Annotated in this window: 22 protein-coding genes; 8 read left to right on the top strand and 14 right to left on the bottom strand. The window is 44.2% G+C overall.

Going from position 1 to position 23,243, the window contains the following annotated elements; genetic code table 11:
• Positions 1–15 precede the first annotated feature (15 nt).
• On the top strand, positions 16–705 hold the full coding sequence (locus tag EOPP23_RS04050; protein WP_153764685.1) for an SDR family oxidoreductase: 690 nt from the start codon (positions 16–18) through the stop codon (positions 703–705).
• Positions 706–758: 53 nt separating this feature from the next.
• Here the strand turns inward: EOPP23_RS04050 and EOPP23_RS04055 are convergent, their stop codons facing one another.
• Both EOPP23_RS04055 and EOPP23_RS04060 read right to left on the bottom strand, forming a co-directional pair.
• Entirely contained in the window at positions 759–1,484 is a 726-nt protein-coding gene (locus EOPP23_RS04055) for an anti-sigma factor domain-containing protein (RefSeq protein WP_228550555.1), read from the bottom strand.
• Positions 1,436–2,011 carry a sigma-70 family RNA polymerase sigma factor gene (locus EOPP23_RS04060; RefSeq protein ID WP_153764686.1) on the bottom strand — a complete coding sequence of 192 codons (576 nt, stop codon included), beginning with the start codon at positions 2,009–2,011 and terminating at the stop codon, positions 1,436–1,438. Before EOPP23_RS04060 ends, EOPP23_RS04055 begins: the two co-directional genes overlap by 49 nt.
• Positions 2,012–2,144: 133 nt before the next feature.
• Between EOPP23_RS04060 and EOPP23_RS04065 the strand changes: the two genes are divergently transcribed.
• Positions 2,145–2,765, top strand: coding sequence for a MarC family protein (locus tag EOPP23_RS04065; protein ID WP_153764687.1), 621 nt, complete (start codon positions 2,145–2,147; stop codon positions 2,763–2,765).
• On the opposite strand, the gene EOPP23_RS04070 is transcribed toward EOPP23_RS04065, so the two are convergent.
• The 3 genes from EOPP23_RS04070 to EOPP23_RS04080 form a co-directional block, all read right to left on the bottom strand.
• Positions 2,752–3,129, bottom strand: coding sequence for an Hpt domain-containing protein (locus EOPP23_RS04070; RefSeq protein ID WP_153764688.1), 378 nt, complete (start codon positions 3,127–3,129; stop codon positions 2,752–2,754). The two genes, EOPP23_RS04065 and EOPP23_RS04070, sit on opposite strands and share 14 nt — an antisense overlap.
• Positions 3,129–5,426 (bottom strand): DUF1631 family protein, encoded by a 2,298-nt coding sequence (locus EOPP23_RS04075; protein ID WP_153764689.1) that lies wholly within the window; start codon positions 5,424–5,426, stop codon positions 3,129–3,131. Before EOPP23_RS04075 ends, EOPP23_RS04070 begins: the two co-directional genes overlap by 1 nt.
• Positions 5,427–5,596: 170 nt before the next feature.
• On the bottom strand, positions 5,597–5,878 hold the full coding sequence (locus tag EOPP23_RS04080) for a hypothetical protein (protein WP_153764690.1): 282 nt from the start codon (positions 5,876–5,878) through the stop codon (positions 5,597–5,599).
• Positions 5,879–6,078: 200 nt separating this feature from the next.
• Here EOPP23_RS04080 and EOPP23_RS04085 point away from each other — a divergent pair, with 200 nt between their 5' ends.
• The 3 genes from EOPP23_RS04085 to EOPP23_RS04095 all read left to right on the top strand — a co-directional run bounded on the left by EOPP23_RS04085 (position 6,079) and on the right by EOPP23_RS04095 (position 7,956).
• Positions 6,079–6,384, top strand: coding sequence for a hypothetical protein (locus EOPP23_RS04085; RefSeq protein ID WP_153764691.1), 306 nt, complete (start codon positions 6,079–6,081; stop codon positions 6,382–6,384).
• A 95-nt stretch (positions 6,385–6,479) separates the two neighbouring features.
• Entirely contained in the window at positions 6,480–7,370 is an 891-nt protein-coding gene (locus tag EOPP23_RS04090) for a TIGR01212 family radical SAM protein (protein WP_153764692.1), read from the top strand.
• Positions 7,371–7,419: 49 nt separating this feature from the next.
• Positions 7,420–7,956: a GNAT family N-acetyltransferase gene (locus EOPP23_RS04095; protein ID WP_153764693.1), complete on the top strand. Its 537-nt coding sequence runs from the start codon at positions 7,420–7,422 to the stop codon at positions 7,954–7,956.
• Positions 7,957–8,021: 65 nt separating this feature from the next.
• Here the strand turns inward: EOPP23_RS04095 and sctV are convergent, their stop codons facing one another.
• The 3 genes from sctV to EOPP23_RS04110 are packed head-to-tail and all read right to left on the bottom strand — an operon-like array spanning position 8,022 to position 10,848.
• Positions 8,022–10,109, bottom strand: a complete 2,088-nt coding sequence (sctV, locus tag EOPP23_RS04100; protein ID WP_153764694.1) for a type III secretion system export apparatus subunit SctV — start codon at positions 10,107–10,109, stop codon at positions 8,022–8,024.
• 56 nt (positions 10,110–10,165) lie between these two features.
• Positions 10,166–10,459, bottom strand: a complete 294-nt coding sequence (locus EOPP23_RS04105) for a hypothetical protein (protein ID WP_153764695.1) — start codon at positions 10,457–10,459, stop codon at positions 10,166–10,168.
• Between the two features lie 17 nt (positions 10,460–10,476).
• Positions 10,477–10,848 (bottom strand): hypothetical protein, encoded by a 372-nt coding sequence (locus EOPP23_RS04110; RefSeq protein WP_153764696.1) that lies wholly within the window; start codon positions 10,846–10,848, stop codon positions 10,477–10,479.
• A gap of 346 nt (positions 10,849–11,194) precedes the next feature.
• On the opposite strand from EOPP23_RS04110, the gene sctC reads away from it, so the two are divergent.
• Both sctC and yvcK read left to right on the top strand, forming a co-directional pair.
• Complete coding sequence (gene sctC / locus EOPP23_RS04115) at positions 11,195–13,363, top strand: type III secretion system outer membrane ring subunit SctC (protein WP_153764697.1); 2,169 nt, start codon at positions 11,195–11,197, stop codon at positions 13,361–13,363.
• A gap of 92 nt (positions 13,364–13,455) precedes the next feature.
• Positions 13,456–14,364 (top strand): uridine diphosphate-N-acetylglucosamine-binding protein YvcK, encoded by a 909-nt coding sequence (gene yvcK / locus EOPP23_RS04120; protein ID WP_153764698.1) that lies wholly within the window; start codon positions 13,456–13,458, stop codon positions 14,362–14,364.
• Positions 14,365–14,552: 188 nt separating this feature from the next.
• Here the strand turns inward: yvcK and EOPP23_RS04125 are convergent, their stop codons facing one another.
• The 3 genes from EOPP23_RS04125 to EOPP23_RS04135 form a co-directional block, all read right to left on the bottom strand.
• Positions 14,553–15,557, bottom strand: coding sequence for a hypothetical protein (locus EOPP23_RS04125; protein WP_153764699.1), 1,005 nt, complete (start codon positions 15,555–15,557; stop codon positions 14,553–14,555).
• Between the two features lie 418 nt (positions 15,558–15,975).
• Positions 15,976–16,821 (bottom strand): glycosyltransferase, encoded by an 846-nt coding sequence (locus EOPP23_RS04130; protein WP_194842490.1) that lies wholly within the window; start codon positions 16,819–16,821, stop codon positions 15,976–15,978.
• 401 nt (positions 16,822–17,222) lie between these two features.
• Entirely contained in the window at positions 17,223–19,121 is a 1,899-nt protein-coding gene (locus EOPP23_RS04135; protein ID WP_153764701.1) for a bifunctional diguanylate cyclase/phosphodiesterase, read from the bottom strand.
• A 373-nt stretch (positions 19,122–19,494) separates the two neighbouring features.
• Here EOPP23_RS04135 and EOPP23_RS04140 point away from each other — a divergent pair, with 373 nt between their 5' ends.
• The gene (locus EOPP23_RS04140) at positions 19,495–19,827 is read left to right on the top strand and encodes an STAS domain-containing protein (RefSeq protein WP_153764702.1); all 333 of its coding nucleotides are present in this window, start codon (positions 19,495–19,497) and stop codon (positions 19,825–19,827) included.
• 283 nt (positions 19,828–20,110) lie between these two features.
• Here EOPP23_RS04140 and EOPP23_RS04145 read toward each other — a convergent pair whose 3' ends face one another.
• From EOPP23_RS04145 to trmA, 3 genes are all read right to left on the bottom strand, one after another.
• Complete coding sequence (locus EOPP23_RS04145; RefSeq protein WP_153764703.1) at positions 20,111–20,776, bottom strand: vancomycin high temperature exclusion protein; 666 nt, start codon at positions 20,774–20,776, stop codon at positions 20,111–20,113.
• A 71-nt stretch (positions 20,777–20,847) separates the two neighbouring features.
• A complete protein-coding gene (locus EOPP23_RS04150) occupies positions 20,848–21,987 on the bottom strand; it encodes a hypothetical protein (protein ID WP_153764704.1) in 1,140 nt (379 codons plus the stop codon).
• A gap of 109 nt (positions 21,988–22,096) precedes the next feature.
• Positions 22,097–23,182, bottom strand: a complete 1,086-nt coding sequence (gene trmA / locus EOPP23_RS04155) for a tRNA (uridine(54)-C5)-methyltransferase TrmA (RefSeq protein ID WP_153764705.1) — start codon at positions 23,180–23,182, stop codon at positions 22,097–22,099.
• Positions 23,183–23,243: the final 61 nt, after the last annotated feature.

Here is a 23,243-nt window from a genome sequence, read left to right on the forward strand (position 1 = left end):
AGCATTTAGACCAGTATGTCCAGAAATGTTGTTATTACCGGTGCAAACAGAGGCCTTGGGCTGGAGTTTGTAAAGCAATACCTTAAGGACGGCTGGAAGGTTTTTGCCTGCAGTCGTTCTCCAGAAACGTCTGAAGAGCTACTGAAGCTGAAACAGGTTGCAGGTGAGCAACTGGAAACCATTCCGCTGGATGTGACCAAACCGACTCATATAACCAATCTCAAATACACACTGATGGGGAACAGTATTGATCTGTTGATCAATAATGCCGGCATCTATGGTGAGAGATTGCCTTATGGTGAGGTAAGGGCTGATGAGTGGATGAAGGTTCTGGAGGTTAATACTGTTGCTCCCATGATGGTTGTTCAGGAGCTCTCTGAGCTCATTGTTGATAATGGCAAGATCATCCTGATGTCTAGCAAAATGGGCAGTGTGGCAGATAATACCAGCGGTGGAAGCTACATCTACCGCTCTTCAAAAGCCGCGCTCAACGCTGTGGGTAAAAGCCTGTCACATGATCTTGCTGGCAGAAGCATCAGCGTAGCTGTTTGCCACCCTGGCTGGGTTCAGACGGATATGGGTGGACCAAATGGTCTGATTGATACGGTTACATCAATTACAGGGCTTAGAAAGGTTATTGAGAATCTGGATATGGGTCGCTCAGGGCAGTTCTTTAATTATGATGGTGCAGTGATTCCCTGGTAAGAGAAATAACAGACCAGGGAAACTTCACTCTGGTCTGTTATCGTTCAGATTAATCAGTAGGTTCGAGAACTCCACTGACCTTTATCCAGAACAGGTCCCATATTCCAGCCGTTAGGTGCGCCCTGCATATCCTCCAGAGTTGTGACAATTCTCGCCTTTGAAAGCTTCTCCTGCCACTCTTTAGGAATCGTCATTTGCTTAGAGCCTGACTTAGGCAGAATACCCAGGGACAGAGGTTCCATACCCTCCAGCATCAACCAGAGTTCACAGGCTTTACCCTTGGGAACATTGTCCGGCTGTACTGTCTCCATCACCAGCTTGTTCTGTGCCAGAGAGGCATTCACAATCCAGCCCGGATTATGCTCCTGGTTCTTGACGACATAGACATAATCCATGTTGGCAAGATTAGGCTGTTGAGCTGTCATAAAGACCAGCAGGAAAGCAGCAGCGATAGAAGCAAAACTTGCTCCCTGCCAGAACTTAAGGTTCTGCCAGAAGGAGCTTTCAGGCTTTACCGCCCGCTCAATGTCCCTCCATACCTGTTTCGATGGTTGTACGGGTTCCAGTGATGAATTGAGGATATCGAGATGCTCCCGCCACTCTTCAACTTCACGCTGGGTGTCATGGCTTACCGCCATTAACGCTTCAAATTGTGCCTTGTCGGCCGGGCTCAGCACCCCCAGTACGTAATCAGCAGCGGCCTGATTTCGCTCGTCGGGGTTGCCAAGGTCTATACGGTCATGCATTCCTTCAACCTCATCAATCCACGTCGGATCCATGTTTTCACAGTCCCGATAGGAACATCGAGCTGGTCAGAAAGGCTTTGATGGGTCTGACCATCGAAATAACACAGTTCCAGACACAGCTTCTGATTTTCATTCAACGTTTTCAGACAGCGGTGAATCTCGCGATTATCCTGGCTGCTGGCGACCATCTGTTCCTGACTGGCCCCCTGATCTTCCTGAATATCCAGAGCGGCATCAGTATCCATCTGGGGCTCTCGCTGGATTTTCCTGAGATAATCCAGTGCCTGGTTCCTGGCAATCGTATTCATCCATGTCATAGGCGCAGCCTTACCGCGGTTATAGCTGGAGGCAGCTTGCCAGATTTTGATATAAACCTGTTGCAAACAGTCTTCAGCCAGTTGCCTGTCCTTCAATATACGAAGGATGACAGCAAATAGTTTCGCAGAAGTTTGCTGATAAATGTGTTTCAGAGCTTTCTGTTCACCCCGGGCACACTTTTCCAGGTCATCAACCAGCCTTTCGACAGAAGACGGAGATGTGGAGTTTTCGGTTGAACGCATTCCGATAGCTTCGTAAGTGGGCAAAGCCTGTACTCTACCGAATAACCGTAAGGGTTCAAACCTCCATTTCGGGATACAAACGCCGATAGCCGTTGAATGAGAATTGATTCTCTGGTTACGGAGATTAAGACATATGCAGCAATTGATCCACGACTTCATTCTCCTCTTTGCTGTTATTGATCCTATTGGCACCCTGCTGCTTTTTCTTTCTATCACCGGAGGCTATTCCAGCAGAGACAGAAAGCGGATTGCTCTGAGAGCCAGCCTCTATAGTGGTGGAATATTGCTGATGTTTGTCCTGGTTGGGCAACTGCTTTTGACTGCTATGGGGATAAGGCTGGTTTCGTTCCAAATTGCAGGCGGCATAATTCTTTTTTTGTTTGGTCTGAAAATGATTTTCGGAGAAGATGTCTCGCATTCTCATGACAGAGCTGAACCGGGTCATGATATTGCGGTCTTCCCTCTGGCTATTCCATCTATGGCCAGCCCAGGAGCGCTTACCGCTGTTGTTATTCTGACGGACAATCGGCGTTTCAGTGTTGATGATCAGATAGTCACCAGTATCATACTGGTTGGCGTTATTCTGATTACTTACTTATTACTGCTTGCAGCCAATACCATTCATAAGTGGTTGGGCGACAGTGGGTCGGCAATATTGATTCGAGTGATGGGAATGATTCTAGGTGCACTGGCGGTGGAGATTGTTATTCAGGGAATAGCAGGATTACAGGGTAACCCGGCTACTGCCTTGTAGTATTGATGGCTTCAACCACCTGACTGTAGACCTCTTCAATCTCGGACAGCAAGGGTGAAAATACGTCTGTGTTTGCCTGTTGTCCGGCCGTTTCTAAATCCTGTGTTAACCGAGTTAACTTTTCAGCACCCACAATCATGGATGAGCCTTTGATTCGGTGGGACAAGCTGGCGACTTTATCGGAATATCCTTTCTCTACACCTTCCTTGAGGGACTGTAGATCTGTTTCTGTAGTATTTAGAAATTCATCCAATAACGAACCAAGCAGTGTTGAATCTCCATCTGTCAGCTCATTTAAACTATCTAGGTTGATCATCTCTACATCCTCCATGATGTACCTGATATTAGTTTCGTCGGTTGCCATTAGAACTTCAGGAAACGGTGCATTACCTTATTAATGGCCTTATCAAAGAAGGCCTGATTATCGACTACCCTGATTCGGCCATTTTCGATATCTGACCCCAGCTCATAGGCGTGTTTTTCAGCAACTTTCATTCCGGCACTGTTTACAAAAACAAAGCGGTTCTGCTTCTCGTCGATAGAAGCCAGCTTGCATTTGAACTGCTTACCTTCCTGGCCCACAAATTCAACCCACTGGCCAATAGAGAGATTCAAGCTGCCAATGAACGCAGATCTATTCTTTTCTTCCTGTGAGCTACTTGCCGTTTCTGCGATTACATCACTTGATGGTTCTGAATCATCACCTTGCTCCAGAACGCCTATTTCATCTTCCTTGCTATGGTCTACTTCAAGAACAATCTCTTCAAAAGGTTCTTTCAGAGAATATTCATCAGTTTCTTCTATCGGGATCTGGTTTTCAGGATGGTTGCTCTGCATCAATATATTGATGCTCTGCATATACTCGACGGTCAGGAATGGGCTGAACTCGACTTGGTCAAGGTGCTCAAGAATTATGTTCTTTAAATGCAACCAGTCTTCCTGCGAGACGTGTTGAGCATTGTCTGGCTGAAGGTTCCAAAGTAGTATCTCGAGGCTGTTGATTGCGTCTTCCCAGGCGAATTCTTTGTCATCTTCAGTATCTGAGGCATGATTGAGGACTTCAAGCCATGCGTCTTTGACCAGTGAATCGATGGTATCCGGAACCTGGTAGCGACTTGTTATATTGGATAGAGCTTTCTGGTTGATAATGAACGGACCATCTTCAGGCTCAAGGTCATCACTGTTTTGATCGTCTTTGTTGTATATATCTTCAAGAGATGAGTGGAAACTTTCAAGGCAGACAGGAAAAATATCCGGACTTTGAGAAAAGTCTCGGATAATTCTTCGTACAGTTTGTTCAATTAGTTGAATAACTGCATCGGTATATTCTGGCTCAAGCGTTGTATGCATACCTGCAGAAGCCATTTCATTTAACAGTTCTCTGGCTGAGTGATGACGGTCTGTTAAGAAACTTTCATCCAGCAGTGTTAATTTCAAAACCGGAATCTGGAGCAGGGCAATCAGCTTTTTAACGTCGTCAGGAAGTTCGTGATCATCAAGGATAAATTCAAACAACATACCCACGAAATTAATCAAATCATTATGACGAGCAGAAAGCTTCTTGATGACACCTCTTTCTTCCAGCGCAGATTTTATTGAGTCAGTAAGACTGTATAAACAAGCTTGCTGGCCAGATAGCTCACCCTGTATGGCTGTAAGTGTTGTAGCCAGATCGATAGAGGCCACAAAGGTAATTTCTCCTGAGGACGCTGTACCATTGTTAGTAGGTGTAGCCAGCAATCCTTCAACTTTGGAGACGACTTTTTGAGCAAGGGCTTCGAGCAACTGATTTTCTGATGAGTCAGAAGCCAGTTGGTTGGGTATTGCAGTAAACGAATGTCCTTCAGTTTGTATATTGTTTGTAGAGATCACTGAATGACCAGCAGTTCCCTGAAGTTCGTTAGTTTGACCTGAATGTCCGCTGCCTCCTGTCGTTTGCTGAGAGGCAAGTGGTTCTAGTGGGTTTTGTGTTTGAGTAGTTGTTGGTGAATGATTTCCGGATTCATTTGCGGGCAGTTCCAGACCTATGGACTCGAGATGCTTATCTGTTTCTTGCCACAACGTGTAAACGCGTTCTTTGATGACCCTTGAAAATTCCAGCAATACTTCCTGAGATATCTCAAGATCTATCTCGATAACTTCAAGTGCCTTTGAAAAATTCTCGCATATCTTCAGGGCGCTAAATGGAATCTCTTCAGGTTTTATAGCAGTAACAGAACCAAGCCTCTTTTCAGAATTCAGTAGGTACTTATAGTTTTCATCCTTACCAAGTTGGGTAGATGCTGCCTGCCAGGCCAGATCATGTTCGAGTTCCGAATTTTCGATCAGACTGAGTGATGAAAATAAGTCATCTGATGGCTTCGTTTCGGGGTTATCAATAATGCTGAATGAATCTTCACTAAGAGTATTAAATTCTGCTTCTATTTTTTCTTTAAATTTTAGTAGCTGATTTCTCAACTCCAGATATCGCATGATCTGGACGTTATTTTGACCTTCTTCTGAGGAACGGGCGCAATAAGCGACAATGGCTGTGATTATGTCAGGTACATGGGATGAGAAATGATCCTGAAACAAGTTAATCAGCTGGGTATTGATTTTTCCCAAAATAGGGAGATTTGTCTCCCTGCTCAGAGGGATGACATTGCTAGCTTTCCCTGTCATCAAGTACTCCGGAAATGACAAAAACAGAACATCAGCAATATTTTTAGCTCTATTGAATTATAAAATTATTTTTTCTATTCGATCAGAACATATGTGAATAAATGAAGAAGTAACTGCTAGCAACCAGTACCGGCGGAGTTATATCAGTGTGAATGGCTGAAAAAGTTTATTCAGCCTTCTTTCAGTTCTTTTGCTATCTCTCTGGCTTTTTCGATAGCTTTATCAAAACCTTGTTTGAACAGGTTTTTTTGTATTTGAGTCTGCAGCTCTTCTGGTGAAATAGCACTCTCATCTGATGAAGCAAGCATTTCCTTATTTTTCTGATCTCGTTGTTGCAGATCAGAAAAACGTTCAGCGTCAGCGGGATCTATCTGCTGTACAGGTTCATTCGGTGGTACTTGAGGGTGCTCAGAACCTGGTTGTATTGGATCAGAGTCATTATTGGTGATCATAATTTCGGCTTCCGGGGTTAATTTGACGCTCTAGTAAGATCGTCATCTAGCCTTAGAGTTGAAGGGTAAGCAGGGATGCGAAGAAATTGGTTCTAGCGGAGACAGTTTCTTATTTCCAATATATGTAAGCTACTGATCACCAATCCGTAAAGGCTGACACCCCTTCGCCGACATCTGTTTTGTCATACAGGGAGATTATTATGAGTGGTCAGCATTTCACCTTAACTATTAGTCAAAGCACCACCGATTCTGGTGATTTCGCCATTCATATGAATGAAGAGGGCAAGAACGAACAGTTGCTGGTACATCTGCGGTTTATGTCTCAGCCCATGCTGGATGAGAAGTATCTGGATGATGTTGTTGGAGTGCTGGCTCGAAAACTGGCCAAAAGAATCATTGAATGGCGGGTAGCTCCTGATATTAACCCTGAAGCACTTCCTGATGTTCAGGATGAAGCTCGTGCTGTTGTTGATGCCATGATTGATCGAATGAAAAAAGAAGGTTGAGCTGTAGCGATTCCGCTGCAGAGTCCACGTCAATTCCCTATAGGATGTTAACAGTGTGACCAGTATGTTGGTGGGATTTGCACTGGTAACATTCCATGGACATGACCCGTTACGTCAACACCTTTGGTCGCTATCTACGAGCAAAGCATGGCGAGAAAGTTCATAAAATCTCTGTTAATGCTTCATTCACCTGCCCCAACCGGGATGGTTCAAAGGGCATTGGCGGCTGCACATTCTGCAATAACGATTCTTTCAGCCCAAAAAATACTGAGTCCGGTGATATTACCGACCAGATCATTGCTGCTAAGCAACGTGTCAGTGAGCGAACAAAAGCCAAAAAGTTTATTGCTTACTTTCAGTCGTATAGTAATACCTACGGTGATCCTGAGGATCTGAAAAGATATTACGATGAAGCTCTTTCTGACCCGGATGTCATTGGCCTCGCTGTTGGCACAAGGCCTGACTGTGTGCCTGATCCGGTTTTGGAATTGCTGTCTGGATATCAAAGTCAGGGCTATGAAGTTTGGCTGGAGCTGGGTCTGCAATCCAGTTTTGATGAATCACTGATTGCTATTAATCGCGGTCATGGTTTTGCTGAGTATGTAGATGCTGTGGAACGGGCCAGAAAATTTGGTTTAAAGATTTGTACTCACCTCATAATGGGCCTACCGGGTGAAGAGCCTGAAGACACACTAAAGACATTTGATCGAGTTATTGAGCTGGGTGTTGATGCTATCAAGGTTCACCCTCTTCATATTGTTAAAGGCACTCAGCTCGCCAGACAGTGGAAGCAGGGTCAGGTGCCCGAGCTGACTGTTGAGCAATACACCGATACTCTGGCAGAAATTATCCGTCGTGCACCAAAAGACCTTTTGTTTCATCGATTGACTGGTTCGGGTGAGCGGCAGTATTTGTTAGCCCCTGATTGGGTGATGAACAAATGGGATGTCCTTGGAACCCTGTATAGAAAGCTGGAGGCTGCATAAACCTTGCCGATTAACTAGCTGTTAAAAGGACTTTTTCGGGCTAGTTAATATGCGTTTTGATTTAGGCAATGGTTACTGTATCAGAAGCTTTTTATATGGCGATGCTGCCTCTCTGGCTCGACACGGTAATAACTGGGAGATCGCCAAGAATCTCAGGGACAGTTTTCCACACCCTTATACGGTTGAGCATGCTCGTGTATGGATTCAGCATATTAAAGAGCATGAAGCTGATACCCGTTTTGTTATCGACTTTGAAGGCGAAGCGATTGGCGAAATAGGTTTTGTCAGTCAGCTGGATGTGCATCGTCATGTTGCCGAGATTGGTTACTGGGTTTCTCAGGTGCACTGGGGAAAAGGCATAATGACAAAAGCCTTAAGCCGTGTATGCCAGTACGCAATGGATGATCAAGGTGTGGTACGCATCTATGCTGATGTCGTTGATCATAATCAGGGTTCAGCGCGTATTCTTGAAAAGGTTGGTTTTCAGAGAGAAGCTGTTTTCCGCAAGCATATTTATAAAGGTGAGGAGTTCTACGACCAGCTGGTCTTTGGTTTACTTCGCCCAGACCTCAATACTGATTGCTGAATACCTTTCTGATAGCTATAGGTATTCAGCAGTTTCAGTGACTTCTACTGATAAGATTCACCTGCTTAGATACTGATTCTTCCGAGAGGTTGAACAGTAATTTCTTCAGTCAGTTCCTGATGTGAAAGCACTGCCAGATCATAGACTTCCAGTTCCAGTAGCTTACGAACATATCGACGTATATCCATCGAGGTGATCAGCACCGGTTTATGTTCGAGGTGACCAATCTTACCCACAGTATTTTTTACGGTCTCTACAAAGCGTGCTGACTGGGAAGGATCGAGAGCCAGGTAGCTACCTGCTGATGTTTGACGAATACCACCTCTTATAGCATCTTCAACATCCTGATCGAGCAGATAAACCGGCAGCATATTCTTGCCGTTCGAGTATTTATAGCTGATATACCGTTTCAGGGAGGAGCGAACATACTCTGTCAGCTGAACCACTTCTTTTTCTTTGTGCCCCCAAACAACCAGCGCCTGAAGGATTGCCCGCAGGTTTCTGATGGAGATATCTTCTGACACTAGTCGCTGGAAGATTTCAGTAATCTTGTTAACGGGTAACAGTCGTTGAACTTCCTTGATCAATTCGCCGAAAGAGCTTTCCATTTTCTCAAGTAAGTAACGGGTTTCCTGAATACCGATAAATTCTTCCGAGTATTTTTTCAGTACATGCGCTAGATGGAATGTCAGGATTTTTGGTGCATCCATATAGTTGACGTTGTTTTTCTCCAGCTTCTCTGTGAATTGCTCTTCAGCCCACAAAGTATCGAGACTGGGTAGAAAATCCTCTTCATGGTCAAAAGGAATTTTTAGCATTTCAAGATGGTCAACGGTCTCTCTGACAAAAACGAAACCGGGGCGGAAATAACCCGATGCTACAGGCACTTCCTGCAGCATGATCGAATAGGTGTTGTCCTGCATAGAGTCATTAAAACGCAGGTGAATGCCGGGGAAAGGTACACCTAAATCCATATAAAGAGCTTTTCTGACTTTCAGTAACTCGTCGTTCAACATCTGTGTATCGAGAGTTTCCTGGATGGAGGTTGGCACATCGATAATCAAAGGCAGTGTCTGAGTGAATTCTTCCTGCTGATCCAGTCTGGACTGAGCATCACCGGCAGTTTCTGTGGCGGCAGCCATGGCTGGGATGCCACCTCTGGTTTCAGCTTCTCTCTCTTTTGATTCTTTTCGAAGCAAGTAGTAGCCACCACCACCGATGCAGCCCGCTAAGGCAAGGAAGATCATTGTTGGAAAGCCGGGAATCAAGGCAAAGCAAAGCAGCAGGACACCACCCACCAGTAAAGCTTTAGGCTTATCTAATAGCTGATCACCGATTTCATTACCCAGATCTTTCGAGTCTTCGTTAGATACTCGAGTAACGATGATACCTGCAGTGATGGATATCAGCAGGGCTGGAATCTGGGCAATCAAACCATCACCCACAGTCAGGATGGCATAAAGTTGAAGCGCTTCACCCGCGCTCATATCAAGCATGGTGGTACCTATGGCAACACCGGCAGTGATGTTTACAAAGATGATGATCAGTCCAGCGATGGCGTCACCCTTAACGAACTTCATGGCACCATCCATTGAACCGAACAGTTGGCTCTCTTTCTGGACCAGCTCTCGTCGTCTCTGAGCTTCTTCCATTTCAATAGAGCCGGCACGGAGGTCAGCATCGATACTCATCTGCTTACCAGGCATACCGTCGAGAGAGAATCGGGCACTTACCTCAGCTACACGCTCGGAACCTTTGGTGATAACCAGAAACTGCACAATGGTGATGATAAGGAAGAGCACGATACCAACAATCAGGTTGCCGCCCACCACGAAGTTACCAAAGGTATAAACAATTTCACCGGCGTCAGCCTGAAGCAGTATCAAACGGGTTGTTGTAATGGAGAGTGACAATCGAAACAAAGTGGTCACAAGAAGAACGGCTGGAAAGGATGAAAATTCTAATGGTGACAACAGATATATCGAGGTCATCATCAGAATAAATGAGAGGCCCATATTAAGGGCAATCAGAAAATCCACCAGGAAGGTGGGCATCGGCAAAATAATAAGACCAATGATGGCAACCAGCAAAGCGGCCAGTACCAGATCGTTTCTTTTTCCGAGTTTATTGAGCCCTGTGAGTACCGGATTCATGGTTCACAATCAGCCTGATTAGTAGGGGAGAGAGTCTGGCTGAACTGGCAAAAGAGCTATTTTACTGCTGCTTTCTTTCTCTTCTTGAGCAGAGCTCGCCCCTTGATCCATTTGATGGCCCGGGTGTCCATTCCAGGCTTTGCGTACTGCAGAAAAGTATCGGCGGAGCGTATGGAATCTTCAGGTCGGTCAGCCTGCAGATAGGCGTAACTGAGCATGCGGTGAACATCGAGATTAGCTGGCTCCAGTCGACGTACTGCTTCCAGTAGGGCAATGGATTTTCTGGGTTGCAGGTATTCCATATAATAAGAAGCTTGTGACAGTAACCATTGCTTGAGAGGTTTGTTCATGACACTTTTCTCTAAGGTTAACCGGCCACCAGAACATTTCTGGTAATCATCAAATACTCAAGAAGCTCTTTGGATTCTTTGAGAACATTCAGCGCTGCCTGAATCTCCGGTCCTTGATCTTTATGCGCCTCAAGCACGTTCAGCGCCATATTCACCATCATGTGATGTTCATCAGGAGATAAAGCGGCTGTTTTTTCACTCAGACTGAGTGCGTATTTTCTTTCTCTGTTCTGGAAAGTCCGGCCCATATCAAGAGCCTTCCAAAAATGGGCGGGGATACTTTCACCGGATGGCTTGAAAGAAGACTTATCCTTTGGAAAATCCTTCTCGTCAAAGTCATCTCTGACTCTGGAAATACTTGATAATCCGCTATTAAAGGAAACATCCATGATCGTGCTCGCTGCGTAATGAATCCTGTATAAGATCGGCGCAGAATAGATAATCCGAAGCGTTCACTATTGTGAATATTTCCCTTCATTTACTGTGATGAGAAATATTCGTTTGCTGATGACTGATTTATTTGCAAACCATTAGAGTTACAAGGCATTCTTAGTAGAGTCGGTTTAAAAAGCCGTTATTTGTATTTGAAATAAAAAATGTATTTATAATCAGAAAAAGTTTTACTTGCCGTTAACATAGATATTTGAAGATTTATTTATAGTCAGTAGTTATTTGATTAGTTGTTTTAGAAGTTGTTTGAGAAGTTTTTGAAGTGAGCAGGGAGGCTCTCGTCGAATGGACTCAAGGCAATCTGAATTACTTGGTATCAGGGCGGTCATTCTTGCAGCCAGTTTCCTGTTCATTACGTCTGCAGTTCTATTCACGGAATCACTGAACGCTGTTGTTACGCCAGGGCAGGAGGGTGTTCGTCGTCATATTGTTCGGCCCGGTGAAACTCTTGGAATCATTGCCCAGAACTACGGCTTTGAAATGAATGAGTTGGCGGAATACAACAAGATCAACAGCCCAAACAATCTTATGGCGGGTCAAACCATTTATCTGCCTGACCCTCAACCAGCGCCGTTCGCTCCCAACCAGGCTATGCCTGTTCCAGTGCCAGAACAGATTCTGGATACCAGTGTTTTTCCCCCGGAAGAAATTAAGCCGGATGAAAAAGAGTACTACCAGCTCCAGCAATGGATGGGCAGTCAGAAAGAAACATCGGGCGTTGATTCGGTTGATTACAACTATTCCATTAAAGCGCCAGCTCCGGAATCAAAAGCGGGCTTTGATATCCCTCTCGATGTTTCGGAAGAAACGGTTAAGAAAGTGAATGGTGAGGAAGCAGCTAAGGTTGCTGAAAGTGATACTCCCGGTGACGATACCAAAGCAGACCCTGATCTGGCTGAATTTATTGATGACTCAGCCTCTCCGGCTCTGGATGTTTTTGGTGACCGACCCTATGCCTACTATGGCAGTGGCGAGGAATTGTCAGAAACACTGCAGAACTTTGCTGCCAGTTACTACCTTCCAGCCGTTATTGCTGAAGATGTGTTGGGTGAAGTGAATGGCAAGATTGGCCCTTTGACTCCTGTCGATTTCCTTGACCATATGGCCAACATCTATGGGTTCATCTGGTATTTTGATGGCCACACGCTTTATGTCTACAGCGGTAATGCAGCTCAACAGAAGATTATCAGTCTTGAATACATGTCTACGGAAGAGTTTAAGAAAACTCTGAAAAAAGTAGGGATCTGGGATGGACGCTTCTTCTGGAAAGAACAGTCAAAGGATGGTCTGGTCTATGTTTCAGGGCCTCCAAGATATATTGAAATGGTCTCTCAGACTGCTGACTTGCTGGATAAAAAGGAAGGTGTCAGACAGAAGAGTAAGCTGACCATTCGGATGTATCGTCTTAAATATGCCTGGGCAACGGATAAACAGTTTAATTTTCGAGGGCAAGAGGTCACCGTTCCAGGAGTAGCAACTCTTCTCAGAAGCATTATTGCGGGTGGCGGTATTGCCAGTGTTAAGAAAAAAACAATTGATCCATTAACAGTGCAGCCTGCGAAAGGAGTCGTTAAAAAAGGCATTCAGCAGAGACAGTTTCCTGCAGAAGCTGACCCCTTAAATAAGGGGCCAGAGCTTGAGGGCAATTACATTAATGCAGATCCTCGTCTGAACGCAGTTATTGTCCATGATCTGGAAGCAAAAATGCCTATGTATGAGGGACTCATTGAATCTCTTGATAAACCGTCTTCTCAGGTTGAGGTCAGTGTTTCCATCATTGACGTTAATACCGATGATATTGAAGCACTGGGCGTCGACTGGAACAATACTCGGGGAGCAGCAGGTACAGATCCTGGCAGTTCAGAAGTGAATTTCGATTTAAGCAAGTCTTCACATAAGGACAGCTTTTCAAGCTTTACCACAGTACTGGGACTTAATGTCGGTAGCTTTAATGCGCGAGTAAATCTGCTTGAGGATGAAGGGCGGGCAAAGGTTGTTTCAAAACCTTCTATTCTGACATTGGATAATCTGGAGGCCATTTTCGATAACAGCAGTACATTCTACGTACCGGTAGCCAGTCAGGAAGATGCCGAGCTGTTTCCGGTTACTTCAGGAACAGTGGTTCAGGTCACACCCCGAATAGTGCGGGAGGATACAGGAAGACGTATTCACATGAATGTGAATATTCAGGATGGCGGTGATACCAAAGATGCGAATCTAACTATTCCCAGAGTTAATAACAGCTCTATCAGTACTCAGGCCATAGTTAACGAAAATGAAAGCTTGTTGATCGGAGGCTTTTATAAAGAGTCTGAAAGTCAAAAAGCGACCAAGGTACCTGTGTTAGGTGATATTCCTGTCTTTGGTAAGCTGTTCAGAGCGGATCGTAAGCAGGTATCCAGTCAGGTTCGATTGTTCCTGATCACCCCTAGAATTCTTAATAACGGAGCCTGATGCTTGCCATCATGTTCCGACGAGAGAGAATATGTATCTGATGTCTATTCCTGTCATAATCTTCTGCTAGCTCATTGTTGTTTTGGACATTCATGCACTCAGTTGAAGCTCTCTATAAATGCCGCCGTATTGTTGCCATTGGTGGTGGTCATGGTCTTGGCAAAGTTATGGCCAGCCTTGGGTTTCTCAAGGACAGGCTGACGGGTATCGTTGCCACTACGGATGACGGTGGCTCCACTGGCCGACTCAGAGAAATGAGTGACTGCATTGCCTGGGGAGACCTGCGCAACTGTCTCAACCAGCTATGCGCTGACAGTCCAAACCTTTCCCGTATTCTGTTCGAGTATCGCTTCAAGGAAGACAGTGGTGATCTTTCTCACCATAATCTGGGTAACCTGATCTTTTTGGCTATGGACCAGATGTGTGTAAGACCGCTGGATGCAGTGAATCTGATCCGACAAATACTGCAGGTTGAAACCCAGCTGATTCCCATGTCCGAACAACCAGCGAGTCTCGCTGGCATCATTAACGGTGAACAGGTTGTTGGTGAGACAACGATTGATGGTCTTGAAGTCACTCCTGAAAAGCTGATGCTTATTCCCGAGATTAAGCCAACAAAAGAAGCAATTGAAGCGATTGAGGAGGCTGATGTTATTATTCTTGGGCCGGGAAGTTTTATGACCAGTGTATTGCCGGCCTTGCTGATGGAAGATGTTTCCCAAGCCATTTTGAACAGTACAGCGAAGAAGATATTTGTAGGGAATATAAACCCTGAGATATCACCTGTAAGAAAGATGGCTATCAGGGAAAAGCTGGATTGGCTGCAATCAATGACAGGTGTATATCCGGATATTTTGCTCTGGCCTTCGGAGAGAAGCTTACCGTCCGGTATCAAATGCGAAATCAGGTATGAACCACTGACTGACGCTATTCAAACCGGTGCGCACAGTAAGAAAGGTTTGCGAAAAGCACTGGATAAAATTGCAGCTGAATTTATTTGAGATTCAAGCCTAAGAGGCAGCTTGAAAAGTATCTGTTCTACTGCGGTCACAGTAAATTGGTCTAAAAATGTGGTTTTGTTCGTCAAATAGCCAACTATTCTCCTCTCAAAACCGCATTTTCATCCTCAATTTTCTGCAGTCCTCGCTACGGACGATACTTATCAAACAGCCTCTAAGGCGTCTGGTTATCAGATGCTTTTTTCCTTTGGCTGAGTTGAACTGCTCCTGATATTTTCGTGTGGCAAGACACTTTTAAGTGAACCATTACGCTTATTGAACAATAAATATATTTGAGCCAGAAATACTCTGCTGTATGAAGCAAGCCGGAAGATGATCTTTCCCGGCAAGCTGGAACTGCTGCTTTTATCTGATCTTAAGGAGATCAGAGATAGAACTGATATTACTGAAAAGAAATAACTAACAGATTGAAAAAACGGGTATTCTGAAGCTAAAAATGCTGCTGTCGCGATAATAACCAGAACGAAAAATGGTGTTGCCAATCTTAGAAATGACCAAGAAAAATAATGGAAGAATATGCGCCCGTATCCTGGATTTAGAAATGACAGTCTTCTATAAACGTGCTTGCAGGTGGCTATTTCCTGTTGAAGCATTAAATGAGTTTGATCCATTTCTATTGCATGTCTGGTTTCAAGAGAAATAATTCTTGGATCATAAATAGCCTGATAACCGTAGTTGATAATAGACGCTGAAATACCCAGGTCATTTTTTATTTTGGTAGGACACAGCTGACGAAACAGCTCTGTTCTGAATGCATAGAAAGCCCCGTCAGCACCGAGTTCCGGAAATGAGTATTCACTGCATCGTGTCATATATCTCTCAATTAAACCTGATGCTTTTTGGTTTAGCCCGAGAGTGTGAGCAAAATGATACTGACCACAGACAATGCCAGTTTCTCTGTAATTAAGCTGTGCAGCCGTGATTAAAAGGCTGTCTGTGGAGAGCAGTGTAGACATATTTGATACCGAAGTGACGTCGCTGTCGTCAAAATTCAGAATACTGTTGATAAGAGAGTTTTCGGTTTGATTATGTGCTACTTCAATGACTTCAATATTCAAATGGCAGTTTTGTTGCTCACCAGTTACCTGTTTGATTTCTCTGGCTATATGGCCCGTACAGTCACTCACCAAGAAAGATATTCTTAGCTTGTGTTCCGGATAATCTATTGCTGCCATATTGCTGATTTTTTCACGTATTAATATTACAGAGCTATTAACAGGGATAATCAGGTTTACCCGCGGCAACATGTAATCCAGAGGCGTCTGACTAAATTTTCGGTGGTAAAAGTCGGGAAGCTCTACAGATTCGGCTTTTGACTTTATATGTATATAAGCCGGATAAATAATAAGATGATAAAAAACCAGAGTGAAGGCGCAGCCAAATGCTGTCAGCAAAAACCACTGCATTAGTGCTTAGCCTCGGGATATCGGTAAAAATGAGAAACAGTAGTTGCCATTACTTTTTAAACCACCCGGCAAGAGATCGACGATTATTGAAAAGTTGTAATTAAACTATGGTTTGAGTTGTTTTTTTGACAGCTCTATTGACTAGAAACTACCTGAATACTCATACCTTTAAATCAGTGTAGGCAGTTTAAAACAGGGATTCCTGCTGACTATTCAGTGGCTGATCAGCGGTCAAATGATGGATGAGTTTGTTCAACTGAGCTGCTTTATTTTGGTAGGATTCCAGTCGTGCAATCTCTTGCCTTATATCTTTTCTTGATGTATCCGAGAGTGCGCGCTGAAGAGTCTGTGAGAAGGGCTCTTTATTTCCTTGAATGCAAATGCACTGATGATAGCTATCGGGGTAATCTTTTTGTACAGCAGCAACGGGTGTTCCTGAAGCCATATATTCCTGAAGAAGTATAAGATCATCAGGTTCTATCGCATCAGTGGCGACAGGGAAAAGGGACACATCCCAGTTTTGAAGGTATCCTGCTGCACAGCTGTCAGATTTTTCTCCCAGAAATTCGACATTAGGAAGTTCTTCCAGAACCCCTTTCTTACACTTTATTCTTCCCACGAACAGGAATTGCCAATTTGGCAAAGCTGTTGCTGCTTGAGCCAGTAATTCTATATTCAGTCTTTGGGTAAACTCACCAAAATAACCGGCTACAGGCTGAGTATTTTTGAAATTGCCAGGATGCTTCTGTGGTGTGGAAAAAGACGGATAATCGATGCCAGAGGTAAATACAATCGTTGACAGCTCTTTGGCGTACACATCAGAGATATCACTGAAAGTTAATTTACATTTGGTTGCTAGATTACTGGCAGAAGCTAGTGATGAAGACTTTTTGTGTCTGTGCCAGCTGTGAAAATAAATACTTTTGGTGCTAACGGTAAGCTGCGATAAATAGGGAAGTTCTGGCTGAGTATAGAAAATAAGAGGTTGCTTGAATCGGTATTGACTGTTCAGCTGTTCTAATCTGGCGGTCAATGTCCTCTCATTGAGTCGTCGTACAAGAGTTAACCCATTAACAGGTAGTAGAGTTGTTGATTGAAGGATTAGATTATCTGGGGGATTCAGTGCATTGTGGTTATTCAGCGAACCAAAACGGTCTTTGAGATTTTTTCTGACTATTTGCCTAAGTTGTTGAAGCAAATAGTCTGGTGTCAAATACGAGTAACTAAGCCAGACAACTCTATGGTGGAGTGTAAGCTCATTGATTAGCAGCTGCTGGGCTCGTGAGTTCAGTTCCCAGTCTTTGCCAATAAAAATCAGATCAGCCATATGTGCCGACCTGATATATGAACTCAATGACTGGTTTGCCTGCCATAAGTACCATCTGATGTTCCAGCGAAGTCTCGCTAGTCAAATCGCCTGTTAGTAGGTGAGCTTTAGAACTGAAGGCTTTTCGGCTGGTGGGGGCTATGAGAATAAGACTGTAGATAGCTGTTCAAATCAGAGGAAGACATTGGTTTTCCATAGAGAAACCCCTGTCCTTCGTGACAACCTGATTGAATCAGATGTTGCTCCTGCTCACCTGATTCCACTCCTTCTGCAATAACGGGTAAACCAAAACTGTTTCCCAGCTGAATAATTGCATCAACGATTACACTGTTCTCTTTGTTCTCAGGAAGTCCTTCAATAAAAGATTTGTCGATCTTGATCTTGTCGAAGGGAAACTGCTTCAGATAACTGAGAGAAGAGTATCCGGTACCAAAATCGTCCAGAGATAACTTTATTCCCAGTGCCTTGATCTGTTGCAGCTGATCTGAAGCAAGTTGAGAGTCCTCCATAATGCTGGATTCTGTGACTTCAAGCTCCAGAAGGTGAGGAGGAATATTGTATTTTCGCAGTAAGTACTGAATGCGGTTGGTAATGTTTTTGTCTTTTAGCTGGATCACCGAGAGGTTAACCGATATGCGCAGATCTGGATAACCTGCCTGATGCCAGTTATGAAGCTGATGGCATGCAGATTCAAGAACCCAGTCTCCGATAGGTATAATATCAAGGTTGTTTTCAGCCATAGGTATAAAATCAGCAGGTAAAATCAGACCTTGCTCCGGATGTTGCCATCTCAATAAGACTTCCACACCAACGATTAAGCTGCTTTGGTAATCAACCTGAGGTTGGTAAACAAGGTTCAGCTCGTGATGTGATAGAGCGTCGTGGAGATCCTGTTCAAGCCGTTTCTTCTGACGAATCTCTGAATCAATACTGGCAATATAAAACTGGTAGCGTCCCTGACTTCTCGACTTTGCCAGCATCATGGAAAAATCGGCCTGCTTTATGAGTTCGTCGACATCACAGCTATCCTCTGGAAAGAGAGTTATACCGACAGTGGCATTGATGGGCAGTTGTTTGTTATTAATCTGAAATGGCTGCTTAATCCTGGTAATTAGCTTTTGAGCCAGTTCGGCTGCTTTGAAAGGTTCTTCCAGTTGCTCCATTATTATTAGAAAACGATCTTCACCCAGTCGGCCAAGATAGTGTTTCTCATCGAGGATACCTCTGAGCCGGTCGGCGACTTTAATAAGAGTGTGTTCAGCGTCGTCAAAGCTTAACTCGGCCCTTAGCGGTTTGAAATCATCAAGCCCCAGACATAAAACGGCGGATAACTGGTTATCTGATGAAGCTCCGATCAGTTGCTCAAGTTTCTTTTGAATGCACCTTTCAGTAGGCAGGCGTGTGACATAGTCATATTCCGAAGAGTTAAATAGATGGTTTAACCTGCTTTTCAGTTGTTGTTTATTGAATAACCAGGGGGAAATCAAAAACAGTAAAGTTGATAGCAGTAGTGATAACGCCAGTCCGGAAATCAGTGTTACCAGAGACCGCCATTCAAGCTGACTACCATACCAGTCAGAATTTATTTCAAGATTCAAATAGCCATAAAGCTGTCCTTTAGGCTCTGCTATGGAGAGTTGGTAGTTGATGGATTTTCCCAGAAAAATCTGTGTGAACCAGCTTGGGGAACTATTGACTGTTTTTCTTGTTGATTGCACCAGAACGTCTCCATCTGGTAATCGAAAATCAGCCTGAATGACAAAAGGTGCAGAGAGTAACCTATTGATAACTCGAGTAGCCTGATGACTGCTTTCACCTGTTACAGGTTGGGTCTGATTCAGCAATTGGAAGGCATCGCTGACCATTTCCTTTCGCGTTTTAACTGTATCAAAGGTAATGAGGATGCTGCTGGTTATGAGAGCAAGAATCACTGATGTCAGAAAAACAGACTTAAGTAACCTGGCTGAGATATTACGGTGTAATTCCTGAAAACTGGTGAATTCCATATCAGCCTGTTCTTGATTGAAATATTGAGGTCTGGTTGTTGAAAGCCATAACTCTGATATGAGGCAGTAGATGAGATGGCTGCAAATCATGCACTGTGAAGTTAACTATAGGAATGTGAAAGCACCTGATCTAATACAAAATTGCGATCTATTAATTTGATTCTAATTCTTAAATAGTTGGGCTAATGCACTGGCAGAAGGTGGTTTTTTATGTATCTACAGTTGAGCCGTTAAGTTTTTGACTGCGCTGTTCGCGTACTGATTAGCTTTTGTTTTCACTGCTAGTTCGGTGTCAGTTCGGTTGGACTCTTTTCTGGCTGATAAGGCTAACCTGAAAAGTATCAGATTGTTTTAGCCTTCAGGGAGTGAGGATATGGAGTTCAATAGTTGGCATGGAGAGAAGTGTGATGTGGTCAATGTTGGTTCATCACTGGTTGCTGAAACTATTGCCGAGGTTACTCCGGAGCTTGATCATCTGGTTCAGGATTGTCAGGACAACATACTGATTGATATGAGTGATCTGGAAGAGCTCGATTCTTCCGGAATCAGTGTGCTGGTTTATCTCTTCAGACGGTTAAAGCTAGAGAAGCGGGAAATGGCAGTACTTGGACTACACGGCAAGCCTGATGAGCTGATTCATATGATGCGAATCGATAAAACCATACCTCAATTCAAAAGCTACGATGATTATCTGACACGTCACTAGGGGCTGTTGAGGTTTTATAGCGAGCTCAGTGGTTCGTAAAGTGGTCTTCTGCAAGACGGACTGGTGCAGTGTGTAGTTATTCTACATCAAGCCAGTCCAACGAAGTCAGAAGGCCACTTTACGAACCACCCGAAGGGCAAAAGCCAGAATTCCCACGCCGTTGTTGTAGTGGTTTGAAAGACATGAGTATTCCTGCACCACTACGCCTAGTCACGGAAACACTGGCTTTGGCTGAGCACGCAATAAAACCTCAACAGCCCCTAGATACTTTTCAAACAGCCTCTTAGGTCGGTGGTGTTTCACCAATCATGATCTTGGGCCCAAGAAATTTTGGATCAGTACTCAGTAAATGCACTTCTATCACTGCAAGAACTCTGGCCAGTATTTCTCTGGTTTTGTTCTGCCAGTCAGATTGAGAACCATCTCCGGCGTTAAAGGCTATGGCATCAATGCCTTTATTGACTGCGATATAGACTGCTCGTTTGTTGTGATAGGCCTGTGAGATAACGATAAAGCGGTGTTCGCCAAAAACCGAGTCAGCCCTGACGATAGAATCCAGAGTTCGAAAGCCGGCATAATCCCTATAGATACGATTTTCGGGAATACCCATTTTCAGCAGGTCACGTCTGATGGTGGTGGGCTCATCGTAATAAGGCGTACTGTTATCGCCACTGATCAGGATGTAATCGATCTTGCCAGCCTGAAAGAGCTTTTTGGCCGATTCAATTCTCAGAATGTAATGATCATTGATACCGCCTTCACGAGAATAGCGACTGGTACCAAGCAGTAAGCCGACACGGCTGTATGGCAGCTGATCAGTATCTGAATACAGTCTTCCAGTGGTTTCGCTATCGACCAGCCAGTTACAGTAACCGATAAAAGCAACTGCTGACAGAATGGTTATGAGCAACCCTGTAACCCACACCTTTAGGGTTGACCAGCTTCCCATCAGGAAGTCCTCAAATGATTTTCCAATTCACAGTAAACCATATACTGATATCTTGGTAAAAGTAGGGGTTATCACTGCTGAATGAGAAGCAGCTTTTTCTTGATCAAACGGACTATAAAATCAGATGCCTTTTGTTCAGGAAAGAGCGAAGGTGAGGAGCTCTTTTTCTGACTTAACGATTGAACGCTTTTGGCAACGTCTTTCGGGGTGCTGGCTAGTTCAGCTAAGCCCTGAGTGATTAGAAAATTACTGAACTCCGGTTCGGCGATATAGAGAACTGGCTTGCCTTTATAAGCCGCCATTACCGATATAGTCGACTTATGAACGGCTATTACGCTGGCAATTATGCTGAGTTGTGTTGTTGAGAACCCTTTTCCACTGATGACCCGCACATTACTCGCTTGCAGCTTTTTGACTTCTGATCTTTCAAGAGAGCCATCTGTTTTGGGGTGATAAGTGATAAGGCATTGATATGAAGAAAGCTGCTTACAGCCAAGGATATAGGTTCTGAGGTATTGTGGGTAAGTCGAATCATAACCGCCAGCGAAAAGAGCAACCCTGTCATTGGGGTTCAGTTTCAGTACAGAACGTATTTTCTCTGGCTCTGTCGTTTTATAAATCTTGTCCCAGGCTTCCAGTGCAGGCTGACCTGTAACTACGACGTTGGCGTGCTTCTCTTGTGCAATCACAGAAAAACTATCTGCAGTGACCTTGCCTGCAACATGAAATTCATCAACGTGATCGAGAGTTTTCAGGAAAGACAAAACATAATTTTTTTTTTCTACGGGCTCAAAATTGTCATAGAAAGCGATTGTTTTCGTAGAAACGTCTTTATAAAGATTCAGAACCTGCGCCTGAGCAGCACTAGCCATTCCAGAATATATTATTTGGAATGAATACTGATTCTGCAGCTCTTTTAAAATCTTTGCGGAGAGTGGCAGTATTCTATTTGTTTTTAGATCTTTTGGCAGATCCGTTGATAGCAATAATCTTTGAGGGTGGTGCTGAAAAATCTCTTCAGCTCTTCCAAAAGCAAGAATTCGGTAGCTGACTCCATTTTCTTTCAATACGCTTTCCAGTTGGATAAAAGCATTACTTTCCCCCTGATCATAAGCAACCAGCAGTAAGTCTGCCTTTTCAGAAGCGAAGAGGTTGAAGGTAAAAAACAGTAGCCAGAGTGAGCCAATTCGTTTGGCGTAATCTTTCAGCAAAACCGGTAACCCTGTTAATAATTATTCTATGGCTTCAGGGTAGACGTTTTTATGAGCAGAGCTTGCAGAAGTGGCCGCTCAGAGATTAAACCTGAGTGGCCAGAAACGATCAGCGGCGAGTCAGATAAACACCCATTTCACGGTGATGGGTATAAGGGAACTGGTCAAACAGAGCAATTCTCTCAATCTTATGGGTTTCACTGATTACCTGAAGGTTTTCATGAAGTGTCTCCGGATTGCAGGAGACATAAACAATATTGTCGAATCTCTGGACCAGAGCTTCTGTGCCTTTATCCAGGCCGGCTCTTGGCGGGTCAACAAAGATGGTAGAAACCTGATAGCTGTCGAGATCGATATCTTTCAGCCTTCTGAATTCTCGCTCTTTATTCATGGCCTGAGTGAACTCTTCACTGGAGAGTCGAGCAATTGCAACATTCTCAACATTATTCAGTTCAAAATTCTCATGGGCTGAATGCACAGATGTTTTGGAAATTTCGGTCGCCAGCACTTTGTCGAAGTGTTCTGCCAATACACAGGTGAAGTTACCGTTACCGCAATAAAGCTCGAGCATATCGCCGGAGCTGTCCTTGCAGACATTACTGGCCCAGGACAGCATTTTTTCATTTACGCCAGCATTAGGCTGAGTGAAGCTGTTTTCCACCTGTGTATAACTGAAGGCTTTACCTTGCACATTCAGCTGCTCAACCACATGGTCTTTGTTAAGTACCAGCTTCTGCTTTCTGGCACGACCAATAATGCCAATGTTGTGTTTGTCCTGAAGTGCTTTGGCTGCAGTCTGCCACTCATCATTGAGTTGTCTGTGATAGAGCATGCTAACTAGTGCTTCACCAGTCTGGGTTGTCAGGAACTCAAGCTGAAACAGACGTTTCTTCAGAATCTCTTGCTGCTCGATATCCTTCATCAGAGGCATCATCAGCTCATTGATTTTCTCTGACCCGGCCGGAAAGGCGTCAACGTTGAAAGGTGTTTTGGTTTCAGGATCAAACATGCGATAGAAGCTGTGATCACCTTCATGCCAGATGCGGAACTCTGCCCGCATACGGTAGTGCTCTGGCTTAGAGCGAAACACTTCCAGTTCAGGAATATTAAAGTCCTGAAACTCTGCGTTTGTCTGGGTTACTTTTTCAGACAATTGCTCTTCGTACTTTTCTGGCTGGACTACGGCTAGTGACATGATGCTCTTCAGTAAAACAGGGAGGCTGATGTGTTGCCATAAGCTCTGGCAGGGCAGCGGT

Source organism: Endozoicomonas sp. OPT23 (assembly GCF_009653635.1).
Classification (GTDB): Bacteria; Pseudomonadota; Gammaproteobacteria; order Pseudomonadales; family Endozoicomonadaceae; genus Endozoicomonas_A.